The sequence below is a fragment of the Paenibacillus donghaensis genome (genome assembly GCF_002192415.1).
In the GTDB taxonomy this organism is placed as follows: Bacteria; Bacillota; Bacilli; order Paenibacillales; family Paenibacillaceae; genus Paenibacillus_AQ; species Paenibacillus_AQ donghaensis.
In genome coordinates, this window is sequence record NZ_CP021780.1 from 3,168,748 (window position 1) to 3,192,564 (window position 23,817).

The window sequence follows — 23,817 nt, forward strand, 5'->3', positions numbered from 1 at the left end:
AACTGAAACATGATAACCAAAAAATGTTGGCGCCTGGCCCATTTTGAGGCTGATATTGCGTTCAAACAGCTGGCCAAGCGGAAACAGATGATAAATCAACCCATAGACTCCGATCAGTTGAATGGTGCCAAATTTACGTACCACCTGAGCGGCAATCCTGAATGTGCTGAGCGAGCCGCCCTGCAGCTTCAGATTGGTCTCGACCGTCTCCATCACCGACATTTTGGCATCCAGACCGACACAGTCGATCACCACATCCGCTCCCCCGCGCGTAATTTCCTTCAGATGCACCTCGATATCCTTGGTCTCCTCGAAGTTGAAGACCTCAACGTTATTGGTGCGTTTCGCATGCTCCAGTTACCTCGGGACCGACATCTTCCACAATACCCATCGGCTCATGCCCAATAATATAGTCATCATGCATGCCCGGAATTCTACCGTTAAAAATATGCTGGTCCGAGCCGCAGATCGCTGTAGAGGTAATACGGACAATAATATCATCTTTTTGCTCAAGCTTGGCATCCGCTACTTCCTTGACTTCGACTTTCTTCTTGCCTTGATAGGTGACTGCTCGCATGATGAATCTCACTCCTTCGGGAAATGGAGAATTCCTTATTATGTTATAACCCCAAATCCCGTTTCCTTATCCCTGCAACAGCGGTGAATACATCATCAAGGCGTAATTTCCGGTAACCTCCTCGTCCATCGCAAGCTCTCCGCTCATCGTGAACACCCTCCGGCTGATCTGGTTGCTGCGGATATATCCACCCCAAGGCTCCAGACTGATCCGGTGATCACTTTCGTACACCTCGTAGCTGTATAACTGCTGTCCGCTGCATCGCCATTCTCCGTGCAGATGTGTATCGTCCAGCCACAGCCTAAGCTGATAGCTATGTTCCGTAGGATTGCGCAGCTGCAGATCCAGATAATTATAGGAACAAGTAGCACCGCTTCCAAAAGGCTGCGTCCGCTGCTCATCGGGAAAAACGTCATAGCTGTGCCGGTGCCGCTCCGTGATGGTAAGCGGGGTGTGCAGCGTCATCCAATAGATCAGATTGGATAGCTGGCATAATCCGCCGCCTACGCCGGAGTGGAAGCCGCCATAATGCAGCACCATTCCATCCAGGTAACCTTTGCGCCTTGTAGGCTTGCCGATGTTCCGCCAATAGGAGAAAGCCTCTCCCGACCGGAGAATCAGTCCGTCCAGCTTGGCTATCGCCAGTCTGAGATTAGTGATCTTGTTAATCTGCATCTGCATATCTACATTACGCAGACTGCGCAGCAGTGGGGTGGCATGCGCCATCGCCGAATGAGGCAGATTCTCCTGACTGCGTGTTCTGGCTTGTCTGCCGGGGCGGGTCAGCCATTGCCAGTATCTTTTGCAGATAAAATAACGTTTGCCCGCAAACAGCCTCAATTTAGAGCGCCGAATGGGCTTCAATGATACTCTGACTGTATTCATAGTTATCCTACACCTCGCTCTCTAAGTGTGATCAGTGGTCAGTGGTCAGTTATAGAGATTCAGCTTCCGCCGCAGTGCCCCATAGATTCTGACGGCAACATATACCAGACCGAAGCACAGCAGATAAGCTGCAATCAGCGAGAGCAGACCCAGCTCGAAATTGTCCGCCTGCGCGGCGACATTTACGATATTCATGGGACCGTCAGCCCTCATCCCCAGCCTTAGACTGATCACTGGAAACAGTACGCCAAATTGATAGATTACAGCATAACTGGTCTGTTCGACGACTTGCGGCTGAAGCAGGAAACCTGCGAACAGCAGAAGGGCTGCCACATGATAAGCTTTCTTTCTGAGCACAGACATTCCATCACCCCTATAGGATAAGTTTACCAGATTAACCGGTCCGTTGCCCTGACTTCTCCATTAATTGTATAAGAAATCGCCTCACTGGTTTTGGAGAATTGGTCCAGCGCCTCGGTTTTCCCCGTATCCAGATGATACACGGCAGCCTCATTATCATATTCTCCATCCCCGTTCGGCTGCGAGTAAATATAGACCAGCTCGCGGCGCTCTGAGTTCCAGCCGTAACTGAATAATCGGCCGCCTGATGAATGAAACGAGATCAGCTCCTTCGGCACGGAGTCTGCCCCTGCTGTGGCTGAGCGGGTATCCAGCACCCACAGCTTCTCTTCGCTGGGCTGCGCTGCTCCGGGGATTCTGGCAGACGTAGCATAGATTACATAGGGTCCCAGGCCATTCATCCCGCCCAGGTCCATATAGGCCTCACGGTCTGCCGAGGGAATATAAGAAGTGAGCGGCAGTGTGTAGAGTAGCTTGGATGCGTCTTCCGATAATTCCGTGAAGGTAATCGACATCTCCGGAAGTCTCTGCTTGCTCAGAAACAGCTGATATGGCGTAGTCGCACGGTCATCCAGATTGTTCTCGATTCGTTCGGGAGCGGGCGACCACACGATGCCTTCGGTAGTCTCAGCGGCATGAACGAAGGCACGGTCACTCTCTTGCAGCAGCGGAATATGATAGTCAACCACTCCAAATTTGAATACGGCCGGTTCAATAAGCGGCTTCTGAGCAGATGATGGTCCGGGAGAAGCAGCTATAACGCCCGGAAGAGACACTGCGGCGGTTTCTTGCGGGCTCCCAAGCCAGCCCATATTCCAGCTGACCGCTCCCGCGATCAACAAGACAGCGGCTCCGCCGAAGGCCACAGCCGGATAACGCAGCAGCCCTGCTTTTTTTCGCTTGCCCGTGTCCGCTGCGGCCATTTCCACCTTGGTCATCAGCTCCAGTGTGAATCCTTCTCCTTCGGGAAAAGGCCCGTCCTCCGCTCTCTCATACCACTCCGGGCGGGACTCCGTTGTTCCTCTGGCTGAGCTCTTTCCTTCGGAAACAAACCCATTCTCAGCACGGTCATACTGCTCCGCAAGGGACTCTGTTGTTTCTCCGGCTGAGCCGTTGTCATTGTTACGGTTCTTTTTCATTGCTGCTCCTCCTTCTGAAGCTGTGCTCTAACCTTGTCCCTTGCCCGTGACAGGCGTGATTTCACCGTGCCGGGGGCCACATGCAGCAGAGCTGCTATGTCTTGAACGGGCAGCCCGTATTTGATATCCAGCACCAGCGTTTCCCGGTACGGTGCCGGAAGCTTCATAATAATTGCCCAGATGCTATCGCTGTAATGCCGTTCCATGGCCTCGGCTTCCGCCGATGGATATATAAGAGCCGTGTCTCGAACCTGCGGCTGCAAACTTGCGCGGCGCATAAGCTTGCGCCTCCAGCTATAGGTCATGTTCCGCGTAATCGTCAGCAGCCACGTCTTCACCGAAGCTTCACCGCGAAAATCCCCGCTTTTCTGATAGGCCTTCAGAAACACCTCCTGGCTGATATCATCCGCCTCCTCCCGGCTTCCACACAGCACATAGGCATAATTCCAGACATCACTGCCGTAAGTCTCCATTAATATCCGCAGCGCTCCTGCCGGATTCTGCATCATGCGGAGCGGTTGATCTGTGTCCACGCTTATCTTCACCTCTTTGCTAATTAGACCCTGTGAGGGTGCAAAAGGTTCCCGCATGTTGAAAAAAACACATCGATCTCTCAAACATCGATCCCACCCAAACCCTCCCTTCCAAGGGAGGGCCCCAAAGGGTTGCACCCTCTGGACACCTGCAAGTTTGGCGAATAAGCTTGGCGGTACGGTGATTAGGCGGCTGGGAGGGGAGAGCGCTTATCCCTGCGGGACCGCTTGGACGCCGCTGATGTTGGCCGGCTATCCCTGACGGGATGCTCGGCCGGGGGTTAAGGTCAAAGGCGGGCTGTTCCTGCGGAATGCGCAAGACCTTAACGGCAAAGGCGGGCTGTTCCTGCGGAATGCGCAAGATCGTAACGGCAAAGGCTGGCTGTTCCTGCGGAATGCGCAAGATCGTAACAGCAAAGGCGGGCTGTTCCTGCGGAATGTGCAAGATCTTAACAGCAAAGGCGGGCTGTTCCTGCGGAATGCGCAAGATCTTAACGGCAAAGGCTGGCTGTTCCTGCGGAATGCGCAAGATCTTAACAGCAAAGACGGGCTGTTCCTGCGGAATGCGCAAGATCTTAACGGCAAAGGCTGGCTGTCCCTGCGGAATGCGCAAGATCTTAACAGCAAAAAGGTAGCTACTTAGGTCCCACTGGGGATTTCGAGTGCAGCACACCCACTTTCAGAGAAATTAGATGCGTATCTGCAACTATTTTCAACTGAAACTCCTGTAATCAGGCAAATAAGTGCGAATCTGCAACTATTTTCGAGTAAATTGCTTCTATAGCGCTCAGAATCCGAAATTAGATGCATTATCGCACTTATTTGCTCCAAAACGGAAAAAATCGGTGAATTAGATGCGTTTTCGCACTTAAATCGGCGGCTGGGCTGATGTGGCGATCCAGCAGCTAAGTCTTAGCTGCTTATATCCTACGGAGGCCTGAGCAGTAACCACTTCTGCAACTAAATCGGTGGACTCGACAGATGAACACGATCACGGAGCGGAGTATGAGGTGTAGAGTATTAGGTGTTCTGATCACACGGAGTTCCAAGTAGTAACACAAAAAGAAAAAAACTATATTTCCTCTACACAAAAAAACAGATCCCTGCCTAAGCAGAAACCCGTCCTCTCTTATTTCCCTCGCTTGTTATGCCAGATCAGGGCATGCAGCTGAGGCAGCACACGCACCTGGTTCATTTCCGGGTCGGCGATAACCTGCTGGAACAGCCATTCCAACCTGCCCAACAGCCGGGTGGAGATATCGCCCTCTTCGGTAACATCCGTATTGCCCGGCTGCAGGAACAGCTCTACACCGGGATACCTCTGATGCACCGCTTTGGCATACGCGTAGTCCTGCTCATCGAACACAACTACCTTCAGATTATGGGCGGCAGACTCCGATGACTTCAGCTTGTGCAGAATGCTGTCCAGCATCTCCCAGTTGGTAGCCATGCCCGAGCTAGGCGGCTTGGGGCTGATCGTCAGCGCATCCACCTGCAGGAACCAATCCTGCCATCGGCTGCCCTGCGTCTCGATCGCCACACCGATTTCCCGCTGATGCAGCAGCTCAATCAGTTGACCGACCCCTTCGCCAATCAGAGCCGGATTGCCGCCCGAGATCGTCACTGAGCTGAAGTTATCGCCGCCCAGCTCCAGCAGCTCAGCCACAACCTGCTCCGGTTCCAGCAGGCGCATCTTATCCTTGGCTGATCCGTCCCAGGTAAAGGCAGAGTCGCACCAGCTGCAGCGGTAGTCGCAGCCATAGGTGCGGACGAACATCGTTTTGACTCCGATCACAGCACCTTCGCCCTGGATGGTCGGGCCAAATATTTCAATTACCGGAAGTTTACTCACAGTCGCAGCCTCCGAACATCCGGTAGGACGGACCTTCCAGCGGGATATCCGCGGCCAGCACCTCTGCCCATGAGGTCGGTGTTTCCCACAACTTAACCGAATAGAGCGGCAGGCCGGCCTGTTTCAGGGTATGGGCGATATAGCAGGACATGTTCTCTGCCGTAGTTCTGAACGACAGCTGTGCCACCTTGGAGCCGGTAAGCGTCAGCGTCTCCAGGACAGGCTCATTGCCCATCGCCAGAAACGCATGGTCCAGACGGTCAATGACAATCGCCTTCACCTTGCTTTTGATCTCACTGAAATCAATTACGAAACCTTCTCCCGAGGTGCCCTCTTCGCTGGAAGGAATGCCCTTCAGCACCACCTCAAGCTTATAGGTATGACCATGCAGATTGCTGCATTTCCCCTGGTGGCCAATCAGCTGATGGGCGGAATCGAAGGTGAAGATTTTGCATACCGTGACCTCATTATGCATGGGAAGCCGATCCTCTCTCTGCCTCATATTGCTCAAGTCCCCGCTGGCGCAGCAGACAGGCTGGACAGGTGCCGCAGCCACTGCCCGTAATTCCGTTGTAGCAGGTCAGTGTGTGCTCGCGGATATAATCGAAAACCCCCAGCTCATCGGCCATCTTCCACGTTTCCTTCTTATCCAGCCACATCAATGGGGTATGGATCACGAACTCAACATCCATCGACAGGTTAAGCGTAACATTCAGCGACTTCACGAACACATCGCGGCAATCGGGATATCCGCTGAAATCGGTCTGACAGACCCCGGTGACCAGATGGGCAAACCTAAGCTGCTTGGCGAGAATAGCGGCAAAAGACAGAAACAGCAGATTCCGTCCATCCACAAACGTGTTTGGCGGCTGTTGCCCTTCACCCGGTGTGATCTCGATATCGTCACGTGTCAGCGCATTGGGGGCCAGCTGATTCAGCAGCCCCAGATCAAGAATATGCTGCTTAACGTTAAATTTATGTGCAATGGCCGTGGCAACTTCGATTTCAGCGCTATGCCGCTGATTGTAATTGAAGGTAACTACCTGAACTTCTTCGAACTGTTTAAGTGCCCAGACGAGACAAGTTGTGCTGTCCTGCCCGCCGCTGAAGACAACGAGTGCTTTTTTATTCATATTCAGTCTCTCCTTCTGCCAATCCAGGGATCAGCGGTTGTCTATTTTCTCCGGATACAGATCGTGATTCAGCAGCCGGTGCTCGGCCATTGCTTCATATTTCGTGCCCGGACGCCCCCAGTTGCAGTAAGGATCGATAGAAATGCCGCCGCGCGGAGTGAACTTGCCCCACACCTCAATATAACGCGGGTCCATAAGTGCAATCAGATCATTCATAATAATGTTGACACAATCCTCATGGAAATCTCCATGATTGCGGAAGCTGAACAGATATAATTTCAAGGATTTGGACTCCACCATTCGCTGCTCGGGAATATACGAAATATAGAGCGTGGCGAAATCCGGCTGCCCGGTAACGGGACAGAGGCTGGTGAACTCGGGACAATTGAATTTGACAAAATAATCGCGTCCCGGATGTTTGTTATCGAAGACTTCGAGAATGCCGGGATCGTAGCTGAACTTATACTGCGTCCCCTGATTGCCCAGCAGTGTAACCTGCGGCATTTCCTCCGCTGTTCTTCCTTCGGTTGACATGACAAAAAACCCCTCTCTTTTCCCCGGCTCTAGGCGCCGGAACTGGAAAGAAGAACGAGATTTCGTAAACGTGGCTCAACTAAGAACAACCCCTGCATAGGCCCATTAGCGGGACAGCAGACATTGCGAGGTGAAGCTATCTTAGTTTTTTATAGAGGGAGTTTGCGAACCTCTCCTGCGCATGGGCGCAGACTTCTTCTCTGAAACTTATAAGTGCGTATTGAACTATACCATGGGATCAGGCTGCCTGACAAGTCTTACAGATGATCCAGGATCAGCGAGCAGAGCATGCCAAGCGCGGCCATCAGCCCGATTAAGGGCCCGCCTTCCTCATAAGCCTCCGGCATCATGCTGGAGGAAACCATCGAGATAATTCCCCCGCCGGCAAAAGAAGCGATCAGCGCCGTTGTAAATCCCGAAGCGTGATCCAGGAAAACATACCCTCCCGCCGAAGCCAGCGTCGAGATGACCAGCACGCCCAGCCATAGCAGCATAATGCGTCCCTTAGGGTAGCCATCCTGCTTCAGCCCGGCTGTGCTGGACAATCCCTCGGGGATGTTGCTGATGAAGATCGCAATCACAAGCAGTAGGCTGACACCTTGCCCGGAGATCAGGCTGGCCCCGATCATAATCGACTCCGGGATCGCATCCAGCACGGTTCCGGCAAAAATAGCAAGCCCGCTCCCTCCTGACGTACCTGTGGTGCCGGAGCGCGAGGAGCGTTTGCGACCAGCTCCACCCTTGCGGGAGATGTACCAGTCAAAGAGGGTAAAGACTCCCGCCCCAGCCATAAAACCGATAATCGTAGGAGTCAGCCCGCCATTATTGGCCGAGTCATCCAGCAGCTCATAGGCTGCCGCCCCAATCAATACTCCTGTACCAAAAGCCATGATAAACCCGATTAGCTTCTTCGGTATCGCCAGAAATAAGGCCAGCGCTGCCCCAATCAGAACGGCTGAACCCGAAATGGCTCCCCACAGGACTGCATTCCACATGCTCCTCACCTCTATAGCTAAGCTTAAACTTAAATCAGGCGTTACAAACAACAATAAGAATTTGCCTTGGGCAGGGATTCATTTGCCAAGAAAAGGGTAACTTAACAAGTATAATAATCTACTTAAGGATGGGGTTTCAGATGGAACAAGCAGAACAGCATATCAGGGATTGGCTGCAGTCACACCTGAACGCAACAATCATTATTGAGAAACAGGAGCTGGAGGATCTGGACAAGGTCTATTTCCATCTCAAAGGAATAGACTACCGGGAAGCTGCCGACGTACTCGATGAGTACCTGGATAACGCTTTAATCCTCCAAGGCTCAGGCAGCACCTTGAACGCCGACGGAGAACAAGTTCCTCTGCCGCAGACCAATTATGAGCTTGCCGTCAGCGGTCTGCTGATCGAGAGCCTTCAGCTCAACACCGTGAAGCTGACAACCGAAAGAGCGAAATATGTGCTTTCTGTCGAACAGTCCGGGTAAGCTCCGATGCACACCTGGATCGTCTGCTAGACAGGGAAAGGCCCCAGCGGAACAGGCTGCGGCCTTTCTCTGTACCTTGGTTATCCGTTACTACTTAGGGTCCCCTTTTATCCATGTGTTACACGTCCGAGCCTGTCATACCACACTGCGCGACAAGGAGGCTAAAGAATAACAAATGAAGGCCGTCGCCAGTAACCTGCACTTAACTTTCAGACTACTAACGGACTCAGGAGCCTCTATTTGCTCTAAAAAGGCTGTTTTGCAGGTCCGACGGACTCAAGAGCCCTCCCTCTGGCCAAAACCCAATATTTATGGCCTGTTTTTCCAATATAGAGGCTATGCGGTCCGCTAGACTCCAAACCATCGCAGGAATGCGGATATAGTTATAATGAACGAAACCGACATCCCAAGTTTGTTTATTCGTAGGTTACATTTGGAAAAACTGAAAGCAAATAGATCTCAGTATCCAATGCAGAGCTATTAAACAAAAAAAGGAGTCGGTTTACTATGAGTATAACCACAAAGTATGTAGGTCTAGACGTATCCAAGTCCAAAATCGCAGTCGCCCTTGCTGACGAAGGCGAACGAGGGGAAGCTCGGTATTGGGGAATGCTGGAACATACAAAAAATGCGGTCAGCAAGCTCATGAAACACTTGCAACAGAACGGAGAAGTTCAATTGAATGTCTGCTATGAGGCAGGTCCTACCGGGTATGTCTTGTATCGCTGGTTACTAGAGATGGGTATTGCCTGCACGGTGGTCGCCCCTTCTCTCATTCCCAAGCGTCCCGGAGATCGCATCAAGACCGACAAACGGGATGCCAAACGACTCGCGCAGCTCTTTCGCGCAGGTGAACTGACCGCGGTGTACACGCCAACCCCTGAAGATGAAGCGCTGCGAGATCTTGTTCGAGCCCGGGAAGATGCCAAAGAAGATCTGACGCGTCATATGCAGCGACTTGGGAAATTTTTGTTGCGGTATCAAATTAGCAATCCGAAAAAATCAAAAACCGGCACCTTTGCCCATGAAGAATGGTTGGATACGTTGCGGTTCTCAAACGAATGTCAACGCGTGACCTTCCAGGAGTATCGGCAATCCATCTGGGAAACGAAAGAACGAATCTTGAGATACGAACAAGAAATCGAACAACAGGCAGAAAAAGGAAGTCATTCCCAGCGTCCGCTTATCCAGGCGTTCAGGCCTTGCGTGGAGTGGCTCTCGTGACGGCGGTGACACTAAGCACAGAGATCATCAGCATTTCCCGATTTGCAAGCGCAGCAGACTTCATGAGTTACTGCGGACTCGTCACCAGTGAAAATTCCTCGGGCGATACGCGCAGACAAGGCCGGATTACGAAGGCGGGCAATGCCCATCTGCGAAGGGTATTGGTGGAAGCCGCCTGGCATTATCGGCATACGCCCGGTGTCCGCAGAAAGTTAAGAGAACGACTGACGGGGTTGCCTGCAGAAGTACAAAGCTTGGCCTGGAGCGCGCAGACCCGGCTGCACAAGAAATATAACGCGCTGTTGTGGAGAGGCAAGACCAAGGGATGTATTGCGGTGGCTGTGGCCCGGGAATTGGCAGGTTTTGTGTGGGCCATCGCCCAGGAAGTGCAGCGGCAGTCCGTAGAGATCCAAGAAGCAGGATAAGGCAACCTCCCAAGAAGGCTGCTTGCACCATTCAGGAGATATCCAATACAGGAAAGGGGGTGATCGGGGAGCGATCATCTTTTACCTCAGAGGCAAAATCAGCAAGGGAAGAGAAAACCCGCGAGAGCTCCTTGAGCGCGATCTGAGCAAGAGGGGTCGTATGCTCGTCAATAGTTAGCGGTAAAGCTCTTCAGTCGGATGTAGAATGTGTGTGAACCCACGGATAACAGATTGCCAACCAGCGAATAGCTTTTGTCTCTGAGCTAAGAAATGATCGCCCCTTCCGTCCCCCTAGGGGAAGTGCAGGGAGATTCTCCCCCTGCACCCCGGATACACGCCGTAGGCGTGTCCAGCAAGCAAGCTTGCCGGACGACTGGAAAGTATGGTAAAGATAGAGCCGCCTGTAAAGAAGAACACTTGACAGGCTCTTGTTGGACTCGTAAAACCAACCAAACAAGAGCCTTTATTTAAATCCGCCCTGGTTCACCATGCAGGCGGGTGACTTGACAGGTTTCGTTCATAACAGGAGCTATACGGTCCGTTAGGACGTTGGTTACCAGAAGTTCGGGTGGAGGGAGTGTTTGGGTTAAGGTAGCGCGATCCCATAACCTTCTCGATCGAGTAACCTTCTTTATCCTCGCAGGCTCCTAAGTAGTAACGGTTATCGGGCTTGGTTATCCTCGCTGGTACTAACAGCTAATCCTCGCCGATAATCTCCACTTCCGTTTCCAGCTCCACATCAAACTTGGCTTTGACTGTCTCTCTGACATGCTGGATCAGACCGATATAATCTCCGGCGGTTGCATTGTCGGCATTGACAATGAAGCCGGCATGCTTGCGGGAGACCTCCGCTCCACCGATCCGTGTGCCTTGCAGACCACTCTCTTGAATCAGTTGCCCGGCGAACCGCCCCGGCGGACGCTTGAAGACACTTCCGCAGGACGGGTATTCCAGCGGCTGCTTGGATTCGCGCAGGCAGGTCAGCTCATCCATCGCTTTTTTGATCTGCTCCGCTTCTCCGGCAGCCAAGGCGAACCGGGCCTCAAGCACAATATAATCGCCGCTCGCAAATACGCTCTTGCGGTAGCCCCACTCTAGCTCATCACCCTGCAGAGTGACCAGTCTTCCCGACTTGTCAACGGCAAGCGCGCTTTGCAGCACATCCTTCACTTCGCCGCCGTAGGCTCCGGCGTTCATGTAGAGCGCTCCGCCGACTGTGCCGGGAATGCCGCAGGCGAACTCCAGGCCGGCCAACTTCTGCTCCAGCGCGTACCGCGAGACATCGATGATCTTGGCTCCGCACTGGGCATAGAGCAGCTCCCCGCGGGCTCCCATTTCATTCAGTCCTGCCGTTTGCAGCACAATGCCCCGGATGCCCCCGTCGCGGATAATCAGATTGGAGCCGTTGCCGAGTACCGTCAGCTTGATGGCATGCTCTGCCGCATATGTAACAACACTTTGAAGCTCTTCGTATGTTGCCGGAGCGGCCAGAATATCGGCTTTTCCGCCCATTTTGGTAAATACATGATCTTTCATTAGTTCATAACTTCTCACAGTTCCTGCGGTCATCAGCTGCTGCAGGTCCGCTTGTATTCTGGCAATTGTCATCTTTCATACTCCTTTAACCATGTAATAATGGCAGTCCTTGATTCCATGGTTACATCTTGCTGTAGCACAGAAACAGTAGGCACCCACAACTTTAACAACGAACAGGCTCCCTTGTCAATGACGGGAACCTTGCGTTATGCCTATTTTAATGGCTGTCTGAAGCTGCGGCCTGCTTGCGATATTCCGTCCGGCGTTCAGCCCGTTCTGCTTCCTTGAGTCTTGGACAGTTGTAGCAATATTGGCCGCCTTCGATCCGATAATACAAGCAGCATCGATTGCGCATCATTACCTTCTTCGCAGGATCATCAATCGCCTCAATCCGGCGGATGACAACGTTGAAGGGGTTCTTCGCCAGACCAAAGGCCCTCAGCGGCCTCATAGGAATAGAGTGCACCCTCTGGCGGAGCAGACAGAATATCAAACTTATCCTGTAGTTCCTTAATCTGCGCCTCAGTCATCCGGCGATCCTACATTCCTGCTGCCTTATAAGCAGCAAGCTCATAGGGCAGACAGAGAGGAACGCCAGTACGCGGATCTGGCACAATATCACACTCAATGCCAAATACTTTGCGGAGTACGGCCGGAGTCATTACCTCCACAGGGCTGCCCTCACTGATCACTGTTCCCGATTTGATCGCCACCATATGCTGCGCATAACGTGAAGCGTGATTCAAATCATGTACTACCATAACGATAGTTCGCCCCTCTTCCATGTTCAGCTTCTGCAGCAGCTGCAGAACCTCCAGCTGATGGGCCATATCCAGGAAGGTGGTAGGTTCATCCAGAAACAGAATGTCTGTCTGCTGGGCCAGCGCCATCGCGATCCAGGCCCGCTGCCGCTGTCCGCCGGAGAGCCGGTCAATCGGCCGGTCGTGGAATTCTTCCATCCCCGTAACCGTAATCGCTGATGCGATGATGCTGCGGTCCTCAGGACTCATGGTTCCGAAGCCCTTCTGATGCGGGTACCTTCCATAGCTGACCAGCTCCGACACGGTTAAACCGTCAGGAGCAGTAGGATTCTGCGGCAGAATAGCCAGTTGACGGGCTACCTCCTTGGTGGACAGGTTATGGATGGATTTGCCGTCAAGCATCACACTGCCGCTCTTTGGTTTCATAATGCGGGCCATCGTCTTCAGAATGGTTGATTTGCCGGAGCCGTTGGCCCCAACAAGAGCCGTGATTTTGCCTGTTGGCAGCGTCAGGTTCAGACCTTCAACAATGGTAGCCTCCGCATACCCTATGCTCAACTCTTTCGTATTTAACCGCTCTGACATATATCTCACTCCTATAGTTAGTATAGATTGCTTGATTGAACGTGAATTCGCAAATGATCAGATGTATTCACTGCAGGCTAAGCTTTCGACCGGGCCAGCAGATATAAAAAGTAAGGGGCGCCAATTACGGCAACGACGATGCCTGTGGGAATCTCGGCAGGCTGCAGAATCCAGCGGCCGATGGTGTCGGCCGTGATCATCAGCAAGGCGCCGGTCAATGCGGTGGCCGGCAGCAGCACCTGATGGCGCGGGCCTACCAGCCTGCGGGCCAGATGCGGCGAGATCAAGCCGACGAAACCAATGCCGCCGCTGACGGCTACACAGGACCCGGCGAGGGCAACTGCCGCCGCCAGCAGGAGGATCCGTTCCTTCTCCAGCCGCATGCCCAGCCCCGCGGCAGTAGAATCGCCCAGGTTCAGCACATTCAGCACCCTGGACTTGAACATGGCGAACGGCAGCAGGACCAAGAGCCAGGGCAGCAGAGCCAGCACAAACTTCCAGTCTCCGCCCCAGATCTTGCCGGCGATCCAGGTCGCCACAAATTGATAATTTCGCGGGTCCAGCCTCAGGGACAGCACCAGCTGCCAGGCATAGATTCCCGCCGTAACCGCAATCCCGATCAGGATCAGCCGGGTGGGCGACAGGCCGTCCGCCCTGCGGAAGGCCAGAACATAGATCAGGGCTGCCGTCAGAGCAGCCCCGGCCAGCGCCAGCAGCGGCAGAACGAACACTGGAGCCGACGTAGTGGCCGGGAAGAAAGAGATAAAGATCAGTACGGCGAACCCGGCACCGGCATTGATGCCCAGGGTAGAGGACTCTGCCAGCGCATTACGCGACAGGCTCTGCAGGATACAGCCGGAAACGGCAAACCCGGCACCAACAAGCAGCGATATGACGATCCGGGGCAGCCGGAAATCAAACAGGATCAGCTGCTGCTGAGCTGTGCCTGCACCGGTTAAGGTGCGCAGCACCTCCAGCGGGGACAGCCGCATATAGCCCGTGTTCATACTGACAATGAACATGATGACTATCAGCAGGCCCAGCAGCGACAGAATCGCTGCTCCCCGTTTGCGGCGGCGCTTCTCCACCGCAGCCATGGTGACAACGTTCATGATATTCCTCCCCTTCTCTTGCTAGCAAGATAAATGAAGAAAGGAACGCCAATGATCGCGATCAAAGCGCCGAGCGGTGTCTCATAAGGGGCATTAATCATTCTTGCGCCAATATCGGCGAGAATGATCAGCAGACTGCCCAGTACGGCGGAGCAAGGAATGATCCAGCGGTAATCCACCCCTACCAGATAACGAGTGATATGCGGAATAATCAGTCCGACAAAAGCAACCGGCCCTACCGCTGCTACAGCAGTTCCGGCAAGAACAGTGACCACAATCATACCGCCAAGCTGTACCAGCCTTGTGCGCTGCCCCAAGCCTGCGGCCACATCTCTGCCCAGACTGAGCAGGGTAATGGAACGGGACAACATCAGAGCGGCCAGCAAGGCTGCTCCCACAACAGGACCCATGATCTTCAGCTGTGTCCAATTGGCGCCGCCAATACCTCCGGCCAGCCAGAAGGCGATGTCCTGTGAGAGATGAAACAAGATCGCTACGCCCTGGCTGAGCGCCAGCAGCAAGGAACTTACAGCCGCTCCGGCGAGCGTGAGCCGCAGCGGCGTCAGCCCATTATAGGACATGGACCCGATGCCGAATACAATTAACGACGCGACTGCGGCCCCCAGGAAGCAATACAGCATAAGATACGTAAACGGCAGTCCGGGAGCAAAGGCAAACACCAAGGCCAAGGCTACCCCTGCCCCGGCGTTTAGTCCGAGCAGGCCGGAGTCTGCGAGCGGGTTGCGGGTCATGCCTTGCATGATCGCCCCCGCTACAGCAAAGCAGGCACCAACCAATGCTCCGGCCAGCGCGCGCGGAATTCTTAAAGTCCGGATCACCTGGTGCTGCATCGCCTCGGGATTGAAGTGGAATACCGCTTCCCATACGGTAGCCAGCTTAATATCGGCAGCTCCCACCGAGACGGAAGCCGCCAGGCCAAATGCTATGGCAGCAAGCCCCAGAATGAGAATAGTGAGGGCCGCTGCCGGGCGTGCCTGCAAGGGTTTGTCCATTGCAGGTTGTGTTGTGGTGTCTGTGTAATCCGGTGCTGGGACCATGTTCGTCTCCTTATTCATAAGCAACCAATCCTTAGATTCTTCAGATGATAACAAGTATCATTCTCATTATCGCAAATAATCTCTTGATGTACAATCCGGTTCAGGGAATAATCCGCTAAAAAAAGGTGCAGGTCTTCATATCCACCAGGGATACTGGACCTGCACACATTACAGTGTTCTTATTTCACCAAGCTGGCCAGCGTATCATCAATGATCTTAGAGCCTGCATTGGCTCCACTGTAGAGCCAGCTGGTCTTCGAGCTGAACTCATGCACATGGCCGGCCTTGACGGCAGGGATCGCCTTCCAGATGTCACTGTTCGTGATCTCGGCACCTTCGGTCTTGTCGCTGTTCACCAGAATGATATGGTCCGCTGTCAGTTCAGACAGCTTCTCCAGCGATATCGCGTTCCAGTTCGTTCTGGTCTCTTCCGGAATATCTGTCACCAGATTAGGCATAGTCACGCCAAGGTCGTTGTAGAGGACAGCCCCGCTGCTGCGTGTGGCATCTACAATGAAGAAGCTCTTCGATGCCAGCCATAATACGGCTACAGAGTCATCGCCAATGGAGGCTTGTAGCTTCTCCTTGGCATCGGCAGCCTTCTCGTCGTATGTCTTGAGCGCTTGCTCAGCCTCGGCTGTCTTGTTCAGCAGCTCGCCAATCTTAAGCAGTTGCTTACGCCAGTCATTGTTCAGCTCATCTCCAAGCACATAGGTAGGGGCAATCTTGCTTAATTGATCATAGAGGCCGTTCTGCACCTGGGCTTCCGATTGGATCAGAATGAAATCCGGAGTGAAGCTGGTAACTGCCTCCAGCGGAAGATCGTAGCTGATAGCAGGAATATCCTTAAGCTCTGTGGATAAATAATCCTGAACACCCTTAGTAATGGACCATTGTGCGACCGGGGTCACGTCAAGCGTTACCAGATAATCCTCCAGATAAGAGCCCAACACCCGCTGCGGGTTAGCCGGGATGGTCACTTCATGCCCCATCGCATCAGTTACTGTCCGAGGCTCAGCGGCTGGAGCTTCCGTAGCTGCTGGAGCTTCTGTCGCTGCTGCGGCCGTTGGAGCCGTTGTAGCCCCCGCATTAGCTGCATTCCCGGCGTTGTTATTCCCGCAAGCGGATAAGAACAGCATGGCTGTCAACAGCGCTGTAATCGCTACCTTAGTGCTGGCCGATCCCTTTTTATTAATCAAAAACATTAAGTACCCCTCCTATTTATTTACATCCATGGTCAGTCAAAGGTTGGTTGTCCTCCGCTTCACTTTCTTAAATGATATTGATTCTCATTATCTATGTCAACATAAAAATTAATAAATTTGCATAAAACAAAATTTCATCTTTCATCTATGGCTGCATATTTCCCTTCATAAGAAGAGAAAAAGGCGGTGCTCCCTACTTCAGGAGACCGCCTTAACGCCAATCAGGAACGATTTATTTGAAATATAAGAATTTATATGTTTCACGCTATAAATTGTCCTTCTATTTCTCGCTGAAACGCCCCGTCCTTCAAAAGGACGGCGTAGCCGTTTCTACTTGTGTAAATGATAAGGCACGGTTGCGACCACAATGTCCTTCTGGTTCATCAGATAGGAGCGGATAAACAAGCTGGTCTGATTATGCAGCACTGCCTGCCACCAGTGTTTGGTGATAAACTGCGGGATCAGAATCGTAATGTGGTCGGTGGTCGCTGTCTTCCATTCCACGGTGTCGATGAACTTCACCAGCGGGCGCAGAATACTGCGGTACCGTGAACGAAGCACAATCAGCCGGACGCCGGGGTTCCACTCCTCCCACTTCTGCTCCATTTTGCAGATCTCTTCCTCATCAAAGCCTACATAGACTGCAACTACATTCTCCGTCAGCGATTTGGCGTAACTGATGGAATGAAGCACCGCACGGGTCACACCCGCAACAGGAACTACTACCGTACTGCCCTTAATCATCGGCTTATCGGTAGCTGGACAGATCCGCAGCTCATCTGCCGTATTCATATAGTGGCTGTGGATGCGGTAGAACACGAACATGACAGCGGGCAGGAAGATGAAGGCCACCCAGACACTGGAGAACTTGGTGATAATAAAGATAAGTGTAATCGTCAAGGTCGTCAGCATGCCGATTGTGTTCACGACGAATTTTTGCTGCCAGCCTTTCGGCTTCTTTTTGTACCAATGGACCATCATCCCCAGCTGTGACAATGTGAAGGGAATGAACACTCCAACCGCGTACAAGGGAATCAGCCCTTCAGTATTTCCGTGAAAAGCGGCCACCAGCAGCGCAGACAACACACCGAGGAAAATAATCCCGTTAGAGAAGCCCAGCCGGTCCCCGCGCACCATGAAGGCATGCGGCATATATTTATCCTTCGCAAACATAAAGGCCAGCAGCGGAAACGCCGAGTAGGCTGTATTGGCCGCCAGGAACAGGATTACCGCAGTAATCGCTTGAATGAAGAAATACAAAGCACCACGCCCGAAGGTGGATTCGGTAATCTGTGAGATCACGGTAGACTTCTCATTCGGCATGATACCGTACCAGTAAGCCAGCAAGGTGATCCCGGTGAACATCAGCCCCAGAATGGCTCCCATAATCATCAGCGTTTTGGCGGCATTTTTCTCCGCAGGTGCTTTGAAGTTGGGGATCGCATTGGACATCGCCTCCACACCCGTAAGCGCCGAACAGCCGGAGCTGAACGCCTTCAAGAGCAGGAACAGACTGACGTTGGACACCGCAGCCCCAATCTCGGGCACGTCGGCATGGGCACCACCGGTCAAATATTTAAACACACCGGAGATAATCAATACAAAGATGGACACAACAAACAAATATACAGGAATAGCAATGAAAGAGGCCGATTCGGTAACACCGCGCAGGTTCATGATCGTCAGCAGCAGGATAACCGTCACTGCGATCAGCACCGTATGGTTATGCAGGCTTGGAAAAGCCGAGGTGATCGCATCCGTCCCCGCCGAAGCACTTACCGCAACCGTCAGAATATAGTCCACCAATAGCGAGCCTCCGGCCAGCAGGCCTGTGGGAATCCCCAGATTGTTTTTGGCGACAATGTAGGCGCCCCCGCCCTGCGGATAGGCGAAGATCGTCTGCCGGTAGGAGAAGATCAGGATAGCCAGCAGGCCCAATACGGCTATAGCAATGGGCAACGAGTACCAGATAGCTGTGAAGCCTGCCGCTACCAGCACAATCAGAATTTGTTCCGTACCATACGCCACTGACGAGAGTGCGTCTGAGGACAGAACAGCCAGAGCTTTAACCTTGGATAACTTTTCATGATCGAGTTCGTTCGACTTCATCGGACGCCCGATCAATAGTCGCTTTACCTTGCTTACCATTGTAGAAACAGTTCCTCTCTTGGTGAGTTGAAACGGTGTTACCGCGCGCACTTTTCATTGGTGGATTTCATAAATTCAGGCACAAAAATAAGCCTACGGAAATGATCCGCATGCTTACGGCATGGTCATTATCCCACCTTTGCTTACGAGGTTAGCTGGCGGATTCGGGCTGTGGTAGCCCTACGGTCCGGTCCTCTAGACCTTTGCGATTCACCCCTTTGGCCCTTGTGGCCAAGTGTGGTTCCCCCGTTTTCCCTTGCGGAAAATTCAGCGCATATTCAACTTCTCACAAGGTCTAATATTAGTCTACAACCCGCCTTCCGTAAAGCGGAGAAATAAATGAAAAAAGAATGAAAAAAGTACCAAAAGGAGCAAATAGATCATCCTGTAGGTTACTCTCTTTCATTCTCTTTCATTATCTTTCATTAGCCCTTCGGCCCGTGTTTTTCTAGGGAAACGACTGCAATTTTAACTAAAAATATTCGCTTAATCATTCATCAATTGTTCAGAATTATCATCCGTTTCCACGTGATCGCTCTTGCGTCCCATCAACAGCAAAATCGTGATCAGAGTGAAGGCGATCAGGGCCAGCAGCGGAATGGTTACAAATCCCCACAGATTCAGATAATCCTGGTTGCAGGGAACACCGATGGTGCAGGGAAGCACCTCACTGAGGGCAGGGATTTTCTGCTCTGCATAATGATACAGTGAGATACTGCCGCCAATAATACTCAGCGGCAGCACGTAAGGGATAATCCGCTTGTCCCCCCGGTATGTAGCGATGCCCAGCAGAAACAATTGCGGATACATAAAGATCCGCTGGAACCAGCACAGCTTGCAGGGCTCGTATTTCAGCACCTCACTGAGGTACAGGCTGCCGGCTACAGCAACCAGCGAGACGAACCAGGCCAGATAGAGCGCATTGCGGCGGCAGAAGGAACTGAAGCTCTTCACTTCGTTCCCGCCTTCTCCAGGGCGGCATCAATCTGGGCTGACAGCGCGGCTGCATCAAACGCCTTATCGCTCTTCACTCCGTTGATAAATAATGTTGGGGTAGAGGAAACTTTTTTGTCTTTGGCCAGCTCAATATCTCTGTCCAGTTCATCCACGTAGGTATGCTCATCAATGTCTTTGCGCAGCAGCTCCAGATCAATTCCCAGATCCAGCTGCTTGGCAAGCTCAACCAGATAATCCGCAGTAGCCCACTCCACATCCTCTGCTCCCTGATTGGCATAGAGGGCGTCATAATACTTCCAGAAGGCTTCGTTGTCCTGATGATAGACAGACAAGGCTGCCAAGGAGGCTGTTGTCGAATCGGTAGCAATGAAGGCCATGTTCACGAAATGGAAGGATGCCTTGCCTTGATCAATATAATCCTGGACAAGCTGAGGTTTAATCAGACCGGCAAATTGGGAACAGGCCGGACATTTGTAATCGCCGAACTCGACAATCTTGACCGGCGCATCCGCACTGCCGAGCCGCGGCATCTCATCATAATTGAAGCTGGTTACCTTGTCCCTAGAGGTAAGCATGAAGAGGGCTACAAAGAGTATGACTACAACGGCCACTGAACCGATAATGAGCAGCCTCGTTTTTTGCTTAGCCTGCTCCTGCTGGGCTCGGCGGATCTCCTGTTTGCTCTTTTGAGGAGCCTGGACTTGTGGTTTTTTTGTTTTGCTCAAGGATGGTTCCTTTCTGTCCTTAGCGGACGGAGAAATTTAATCATATATAAGAATTATAAGAATTCTGTACATTTTAGAATTATATAATTAAAGAATCAAACTGGCAAACCATGCTGTGACAAGGCACCGCCCCTTATTCACAGCAAAAAGCGCGGTGTCCATAGACAACACCACGCTTCGGTTACCACTAATTGCTAGAAAGAAGTTCAGTTAGGCTCCGGCCTCTTCCGCCATAATCTGCGCTCTCAGCACCTTGATCCGGGAGATGCGTTTGTTGTCCACCTCTTCGACTACGAACAGCTGCCCGTCATATTCTGCGGTTTGACCCGGATGCGGAGGGTTAACCTCCAGCTTGGAGTACAACCACCCGCCAAGAGTATCATAGTCATCCGTGTCCAGATTCAGGCCAAGGAGACTGTTGATCTCCTCAATCAGCATCAGCCCGTCGACAGAGTAAGCTTCATCGGCCAATTTCTCGACACCGGGACGTTCTTCGTCGAACTCATCCTGGATTTCACCGACAATCTCCTCCATAATATCCTCCAGCGTGACCATGCCGGACGTTCCGCCATATTCATCGATCAGAATGGCGATCTGTGTCTTCGCCCGCTGCATCACCTTCAGCAGCGCACTGATCTGAATCGATTCAGGGACTGTGAGGATCGGCCGGATCAGCTTCTGGTAATTGGGCGCGCTGTCGCGGATCAGATCCTTGATATGAATGAACCCAAGGATGTGGTCCTTATCCCCATTGCAGACCGGATAACGCGTCCGCATGCCCTCAAAGGCAACCTCCAGATTCTCCTCTGCAGATAAATGATTATTCAGGCAGATCATTTCGGTACGGGGAATCATAATCTCCCGCGCCATCGTATCTACAAATTCAAAGATATTATCGACCAGCGTCATCTCGATGTTGTCAATTAATCCGCTTTTGTTGCTCTCCTGCATCAGGATGCGGATCTCTTCTTCGGTATGCGCCGTTGCCAGCTCTGAAGCCGGGGCCAGACGGAAGATCCGCAGCAGCCCGCGGGCCAGCCCGTTAACGAACCAGATACAGGGATACATCAGTCTGTAGAATATATTCATGGGCGCTGAAGTTAGCAGAAGCACGGCTTCCGCCTTATTCACAGCAATGGTCTTCGGCGCGAGTTCGCCAAGCACAATGTGCAGCACCGTAATGAACATAAAGGCGATGATCAGAGAAACTACATAAACTGCAGTCGGGCCAAATCCCAAGCTGACCAGTGCAGGTCCGATCAGTGTGGCTATCGCCGGTTCCCCCAGCCAGCCAAGTGCAAGGGAAGCCAGCGTAATGCCAAGCTGGCAAGCCGATAAATAAGCATCCAGGTTATGCACGATATGTCTTGCTGCCAATGCACGTTTACTGCCTTCCTCAATCAGGGAATCAATACGACCGCTGCGTACTTTCACCATCGCATACTCTACCGAAACAAAAAAGCCATTCAACAGCACTAACACAATAATTAAAGAAACGTGTAATATACCGGGTAAAGGGTCACTCAATGTATACTCCTATCCACCGTTTCCACATCGGGCGGATAGGCCCACCTCCTTCGTTTGTTCAGAATTTCACTGGGCCAAGCGGCTGTGAGTCCTTTCCGTATCAATTTCCCAATGCCTTCAGCTCCTAACCAGAGTACGAGTATGAATATTTACTTTATTATAGTATTACTTAGCATATAAAAACAGATGCGAACAAGTATAAAAAAATGATTTACATTACATATATGTTAAATCTTAAAGACCCTCCCCGTCAATCCTGGCGCTTCCAGTTCTCTGGCTGCGGGCAGGTTTATGTATATTTATTTATGGAATCTCAGCCAAGATGCGGCAGTTAGTCGTTTCAGACCTTCTGTGCCTGCCCACCCGCCTGCGCTTGCCAGGATAACGTTATGAAATAATTTCATGCTTATGGAGTAGGTCATGGTTCCAATTACGATATCCAGCACAATAAACCGCAAGATATCTCCTGTGGTGATCACATAGACTCTAAATTCCTGATTGTGTTGACGCCTTCCTTTCATGATCCACCTCCATCCCTGTTATGTAACCCATATGCTTCAATCAGGTTGTCTAATGAATAGAAAAAAGCAAAAACCCCCGCCATCATCTGCGGAGGTCTAGTGCTATGTGTCTGCGAATTGCTCTTATGTCAGCCGGGCAAGGCCGCCTTAGCGGTAGTTGCGGGCAGTGACGGGATTGCCGATCACGCCGGGGTATTGATAGAGCAGCGGTTCATCAAAGGTAGCATAGTCGAAATAGATCATAAGCAGGACCGTGCGTTGTCCGGTTACAGGATCACTGATAATGATATGGTCACGACCGGCGGCCTCCAGCACTCCTTTATAAACCTTCGCGTTCCAATCCTTGTTGTTCTCATAAGTGTAATAGAATGTGCCTACCTTTCCAAGGTTGAGCCGGAAAATGTTCTCGATATACGACTGCTCAAAAACAGGCGTAGTCGTAGGAATCACGGCTCCCGTCGGTGTCATCGGACTTCCGCTGCTCACCTGGGGCGGCATTCCCTGCATCCCAGTCATAGCAGGCATTCCCTGCATTCCCTGCATGGGCTGGATAGCCGGCATCCCCTGCATGCCTTTCATTCCCTGGTTCTCGTACATGCCGGAAGAAACACTGCCGATGGTGTAAGTAACGGGGCGGTAAGGTTGAGTAATCATCGATAAAGACCTCCTAATAGTTGCGCGGAGCTTCGCTCCGCTAAAGTCTGCTGCTGACAGAGCTTAAGATTTGCCGCGGCAAGGGCGGCTACTCGGCAGCGGCCCTTGCCTTCTCTGAAACGATCCCTCGCTAGTAGACGGCTGGACAATCGCCCGCAGTTGGCGTGAAGAAGCAGTGGGCTTTGAAACGGCCGGTGTTCTGCTGGTTGTACCAGGTTGCCGGACAACCACCCACAGGCCGGAAGAACCACAGCGCATTGGATGCCGGCCAGGTCCGCTCGCCCGCAATGACCCGTCGGGCGAGACGGATATCCTTATCCCGGGCTCCCTGATAGAAGTAGCCTTTCTGCGTAGCTTCGAATCCACCCGGACTCTGGAAGACCATATCATTCATGTTGCGGATGTTTTTGAAATCCAGGCAGTTGCCCAGAATCCGGTTCACCCCTACATTGCCGACCATGAGCATGCCGGACTCTCCATCCTCTTCCGCTTCCGCCCGCATCAGCCGCGCAAGCACCTTCACTTCTTCCGAATTCGCCTTAATGACGGCCACACTGTCGCCTCCTTGTGACTGCTTGCTTGAAGCAATCTCTTCTCAACTGCATGCTGTATTGTATGTGCATCCGCCCAAGAGGTGACAGCCGCCCAGATAAAATCAGCAGGTCTCTTTCACTCGATCGTTCACCTTAAGGCTCGTATATCATCTTACGTGTCATGCCTCCGTCAACAACCAGCTGCACACCGGTGACGAAATCATTGTCCGGGTCAGGCCACCGCCCTGCCTATGCCTTGTCCGGCTCCGGTAACGACGACCGTCTTCTGTTTGTATCTCATTCTTATTCACCCTCCTGTCCAAGATCTTATCTATATAAAATATCCCCTTGTT

26 protein-coding genes, 2 pseudogenes and 2 riboswitches are annotated in these 23,817 nt (G+C 52.2%); of the genes and pseudogenes, 4 read left to right on the forward strand and 24 right to left on the reverse strand.

Annotated features, from left to right (window positions below):
- Positions 1-27: 27 nt before the first annotated feature.
- From B9T62_RS13620 to B9T62_RS13640, 5 genes and pseudogenes are all read right to left on the reverse strand, one after another.
- Positions 28-577 (reverse strand): annotated as a pseudogene (locus tag B9T62_RS13620) (alcohol dehydrogenase catalytic domain-containing protein); the annotation flags it as partial.
- Between the two features lie 66 nt (positions 578-643).
- Positions 644-1,462: a VanW family protein gene (locus B9T62_RS13625; protein ID WP_087915744.1), complete on the reverse strand. Its 819-nt coding sequence runs from the start codon at positions 1,460-1,462 to the stop codon at positions 644-646.
- Between the two features lie 45 nt (positions 1,463-1,507).
- A complete protein-coding gene (locus tag B9T62_RS13630; RefSeq protein WP_087915745.1) occupies positions 1,508-1,825 on the reverse strand; it encodes a hypothetical protein in 318 nt (105 codons plus the stop codon).
- 23 nt (positions 1,826-1,848) lie between these two features.
- Complete coding sequence (locus tag B9T62_RS13635; protein ID WP_087915746.1) at positions 1,849-2,961, reverse strand: hypothetical protein; 1,113 nt, start codon at positions 2,959-2,961, stop codon at positions 1,849-1,851.
- Positions 2,958-3,494, reverse strand: a complete 537-nt coding sequence (locus tag B9T62_RS13640; protein ID WP_245864452.1) for an RNA polymerase sigma factor — start codon at positions 3,492-3,494, stop codon at positions 2,958-2,960. The genes B9T62_RS13635 and B9T62_RS13640 overlap by 4 nt, the downstream gene beginning before the upstream one ends.
- 439 nt (positions 3,495-3,933) lie before the next feature.
- On the opposite strand from B9T62_RS13640, the gene B9T62_RS39955 reads away from it, so the two are divergent.
- On the forward strand, positions 3,934-4,137 hold the full coding sequence (locus B9T62_RS39955) for a hypothetical protein (RefSeq protein WP_087915747.1): 204 nt from the start codon (positions 3,934-3,936) through the stop codon (positions 4,135-4,137).
- Between the two features lie 486 nt (positions 4,138-4,623).
- Here B9T62_RS39955 and queE read toward each other — a convergent pair whose 3' ends face one another.
- The 5 genes from queE to B9T62_RS13670 form a co-directional block, all read right to left on the reverse strand.
- Positions 4,624-5,346, reverse strand: coding sequence for a 7-carboxy-7-deazaguanine synthase QueE (gene queE / locus B9T62_RS13650; protein WP_087915748.1), 723 nt, complete (start codon positions 5,344-5,346; stop codon positions 4,624-4,626).
- A complete protein-coding gene (locus B9T62_RS13655; RefSeq protein WP_087915749.1) occupies positions 5,339-5,821 on the reverse strand; it encodes a 6-pyruvoyl trahydropterin synthase family protein in 483 nt (160 codons plus the stop codon). Before B9T62_RS13655 ends, queE begins: the two co-directional genes overlap by 8 nt.
- Positions 5,814-6,479 (reverse strand): 7-cyano-7-deazaguanine synthase QueC, encoded by a 666-nt coding sequence (queC, locus tag B9T62_RS13660; protein ID WP_087915750.1) that lies wholly within the window; start codon positions 6,477-6,479, stop codon positions 5,814-5,816. The genes B9T62_RS13655 and queC overlap by 8 nt, the downstream gene beginning before the upstream one ends.
- Positions 6,480-6,509: 30 nt before the next feature.
- A complete protein-coding gene (gene queF, locus B9T62_RS13665) occupies positions 6,510-7,013 on the reverse strand; it encodes a preQ(1) synthase (protein ID WP_087915751.1) in 504 nt (167 codons plus the stop codon).
- Positions 7,014-7,148: 135 nt separating this feature from the next.
- Positions 7,149-7,192, reverse strand: a riboswitch (PreQ1 riboswitch).
- Between the two features lie 78 nt (positions 7,193-7,270).
- A complete protein-coding gene (locus B9T62_RS13670) occupies positions 7,271-8,008 on the reverse strand; it encodes a ZIP family metal transporter (RefSeq protein ID WP_087915752.1) in 738 nt (245 codons plus the stop codon).
- A gap of 140 nt (positions 8,009-8,148) precedes the next feature.
- On the opposite strand from B9T62_RS13670, the gene ymzB reads away from it, so the two are divergent.
- The 3 genes from ymzB (at position 8,149) to B9T62_RS40260 (ending at position 10,142) form a co-directional block, all read left to right on the forward strand.
- A complete protein-coding gene (gene ymzB, locus B9T62_RS13675; RefSeq protein ID WP_087915753.1) occupies positions 8,149-8,493 on the forward strand; it encodes a protein YmzB in 345 nt (114 codons plus the stop codon).
- Between the two features lie 507 nt (positions 8,494-9,000).
- Complete coding sequence (locus tag B9T62_RS40255; RefSeq protein ID WP_211296458.1) at positions 9,001-9,717, forward strand: IS110 family RNA-guided transposase; 717 nt, start codon at positions 9,001-9,003, stop codon at positions 9,715-9,717.
- Entirely contained in the window at positions 9,714-10,142 is a 429-nt protein-coding gene (locus tag B9T62_RS40260) for a transposase (RefSeq protein ID WP_211296459.1), read from the forward strand. The genes B9T62_RS40255 and B9T62_RS40260 overlap by 4 nt, the downstream gene beginning before the upstream one ends.
- Before the next feature lie 696 nt (positions 10,143-10,838).
- Here B9T62_RS40260 and murB read toward each other — a convergent pair.
- The 14 genes and pseudogenes from murB to B9T62_RS40715 all read right to left on the reverse strand — a co-directional run.
- Positions 10,839-11,750: a UDP-N-acetylmuramate dehydrogenase gene (gene murB / locus B9T62_RS13685; protein WP_087915754.1), complete on the reverse strand. Its 912-nt coding sequence runs from the start codon at positions 11,748-11,750 to the stop codon at positions 10,839-10,841.
- 145 nt (positions 11,751-11,895) lie between these two features.
- Positions 11,896-12,129: a (2Fe-2S)-binding protein gene (locus B9T62_RS13690; RefSeq protein ID WP_087915755.1), complete on the reverse strand. Its 234-nt coding sequence runs from the start codon at positions 12,127-12,129 to the stop codon at positions 11,896-11,898.
- 88 nt (positions 12,130-12,217) lie between these two features.
- Complete coding sequence (locus B9T62_RS13695) at positions 12,218-13,024, reverse strand: ABC transporter ATP-binding protein (RefSeq protein WP_087915756.1); 807 nt, start codon at positions 13,022-13,024, stop codon at positions 12,218-12,220.
- A 77-nt stretch (positions 13,025-13,101) separates the two neighbouring features.
- A complete protein-coding gene (locus tag B9T62_RS13700) occupies positions 13,102-14,136 on the reverse strand; it encodes a FecCD family ABC transporter permease (protein ID WP_087915757.1) in 1,035 nt (344 codons plus the stop codon).
- On the reverse strand, positions 14,133-15,194 hold the full coding sequence (locus B9T62_RS13705) for a FecCD family ABC transporter permease (RefSeq protein WP_425436686.1): 1,062 nt from the start codon (positions 15,192-15,194) through the stop codon (positions 14,133-14,135). The genes B9T62_RS13700 and B9T62_RS13705 overlap by 4 nt, the downstream gene beginning before the upstream one ends.
- A 179-nt stretch (positions 15,195-15,373) precedes the next feature.
- Positions 15,374-16,399: an iron-hydroxamate ABC transporter substrate-binding protein gene (locus B9T62_RS13710; RefSeq protein WP_087915758.1), complete on the reverse strand. Its 1,026-nt coding sequence runs from the start codon at positions 16,397-16,399 to the stop codon at positions 15,374-15,376.
- Between the two features lie 330 nt (positions 16,400-16,729).
- On the reverse strand, positions 16,730-18,547 hold the full coding sequence (locus B9T62_RS13715) for an APC family permease (RefSeq protein ID WP_087915759.1): 1,818 nt from the start codon (positions 18,545-18,547) through the stop codon (positions 16,730-16,732).
- Positions 18,548-18,672: 125 nt separating this feature from the next.
- A riboswitch (cyclic di-AMP (ydaO/yuaA leader) is annotated at positions 18,673-18,830 on the reverse strand.
- Between the two features lie 203 nt (positions 18,831-19,033).
- On the reverse strand, positions 19,034-19,501 hold the full coding sequence (locus tag B9T62_RS13720) for a disulfide oxidoreductase (protein WP_087915760.1): 468 nt from the start codon (positions 19,499-19,501) through the stop codon (positions 19,034-19,036).
- Positions 19,498-20,229 carry a DsbA family protein gene (locus B9T62_RS13725; RefSeq protein WP_087915761.1) on the reverse strand — a complete coding sequence of 244 codons (732 nt, stop codon included), beginning with the start codon at positions 20,227-20,229 and terminating at the stop codon, positions 19,498-19,500. Before B9T62_RS13725 ends, B9T62_RS13720 begins: the two co-directional genes overlap by 4 nt.
- Before the next feature lie 210 nt (positions 20,230-20,439).
- Positions 20,440-21,756 (reverse strand): hemolysin family protein, encoded by a 1,317-nt coding sequence (locus B9T62_RS13730; RefSeq protein WP_087915762.1) that lies wholly within the window; start codon positions 21,754-21,756, stop codon positions 20,440-20,442.
- A gap of 299 nt (positions 21,757-22,055) precedes the next feature.
- Positions 22,056-22,277, reverse strand: coding sequence for a hypothetical protein (locus tag B9T62_RS13735; protein WP_087915763.1), 222 nt, complete (start codon positions 22,275-22,277; stop codon positions 22,056-22,058).
- Between the two features lie 147 nt (positions 22,278-22,424).
- Positions 22,425-22,931 (reverse strand): spore coat protein GerQ, encoded by a 507-nt coding sequence (gerQ, locus tag B9T62_RS13740; RefSeq protein ID WP_087915764.1) that lies wholly within the window; start codon positions 22,929-22,931, stop codon positions 22,425-22,427.
- A 130-nt stretch (positions 22,932-23,061) separates the two neighbouring features.
- A complete protein-coding gene (locus tag B9T62_RS13745) occupies positions 23,062-23,484 on the reverse strand; it encodes a cell wall hydrolase (RefSeq protein WP_087915765.1) in 423 nt (140 codons plus the stop codon).
- Positions 23,485-23,617: 133 nt separating this feature from the next.
- Positions 23,618-23,698, reverse strand: a pseudogene (locus tag B9T62_RS40715) (3-ketoacyl-ACP reductase); the annotation flags it as partial.
- Positions 23,699-23,817 lie beyond the last annotated feature (119 nt).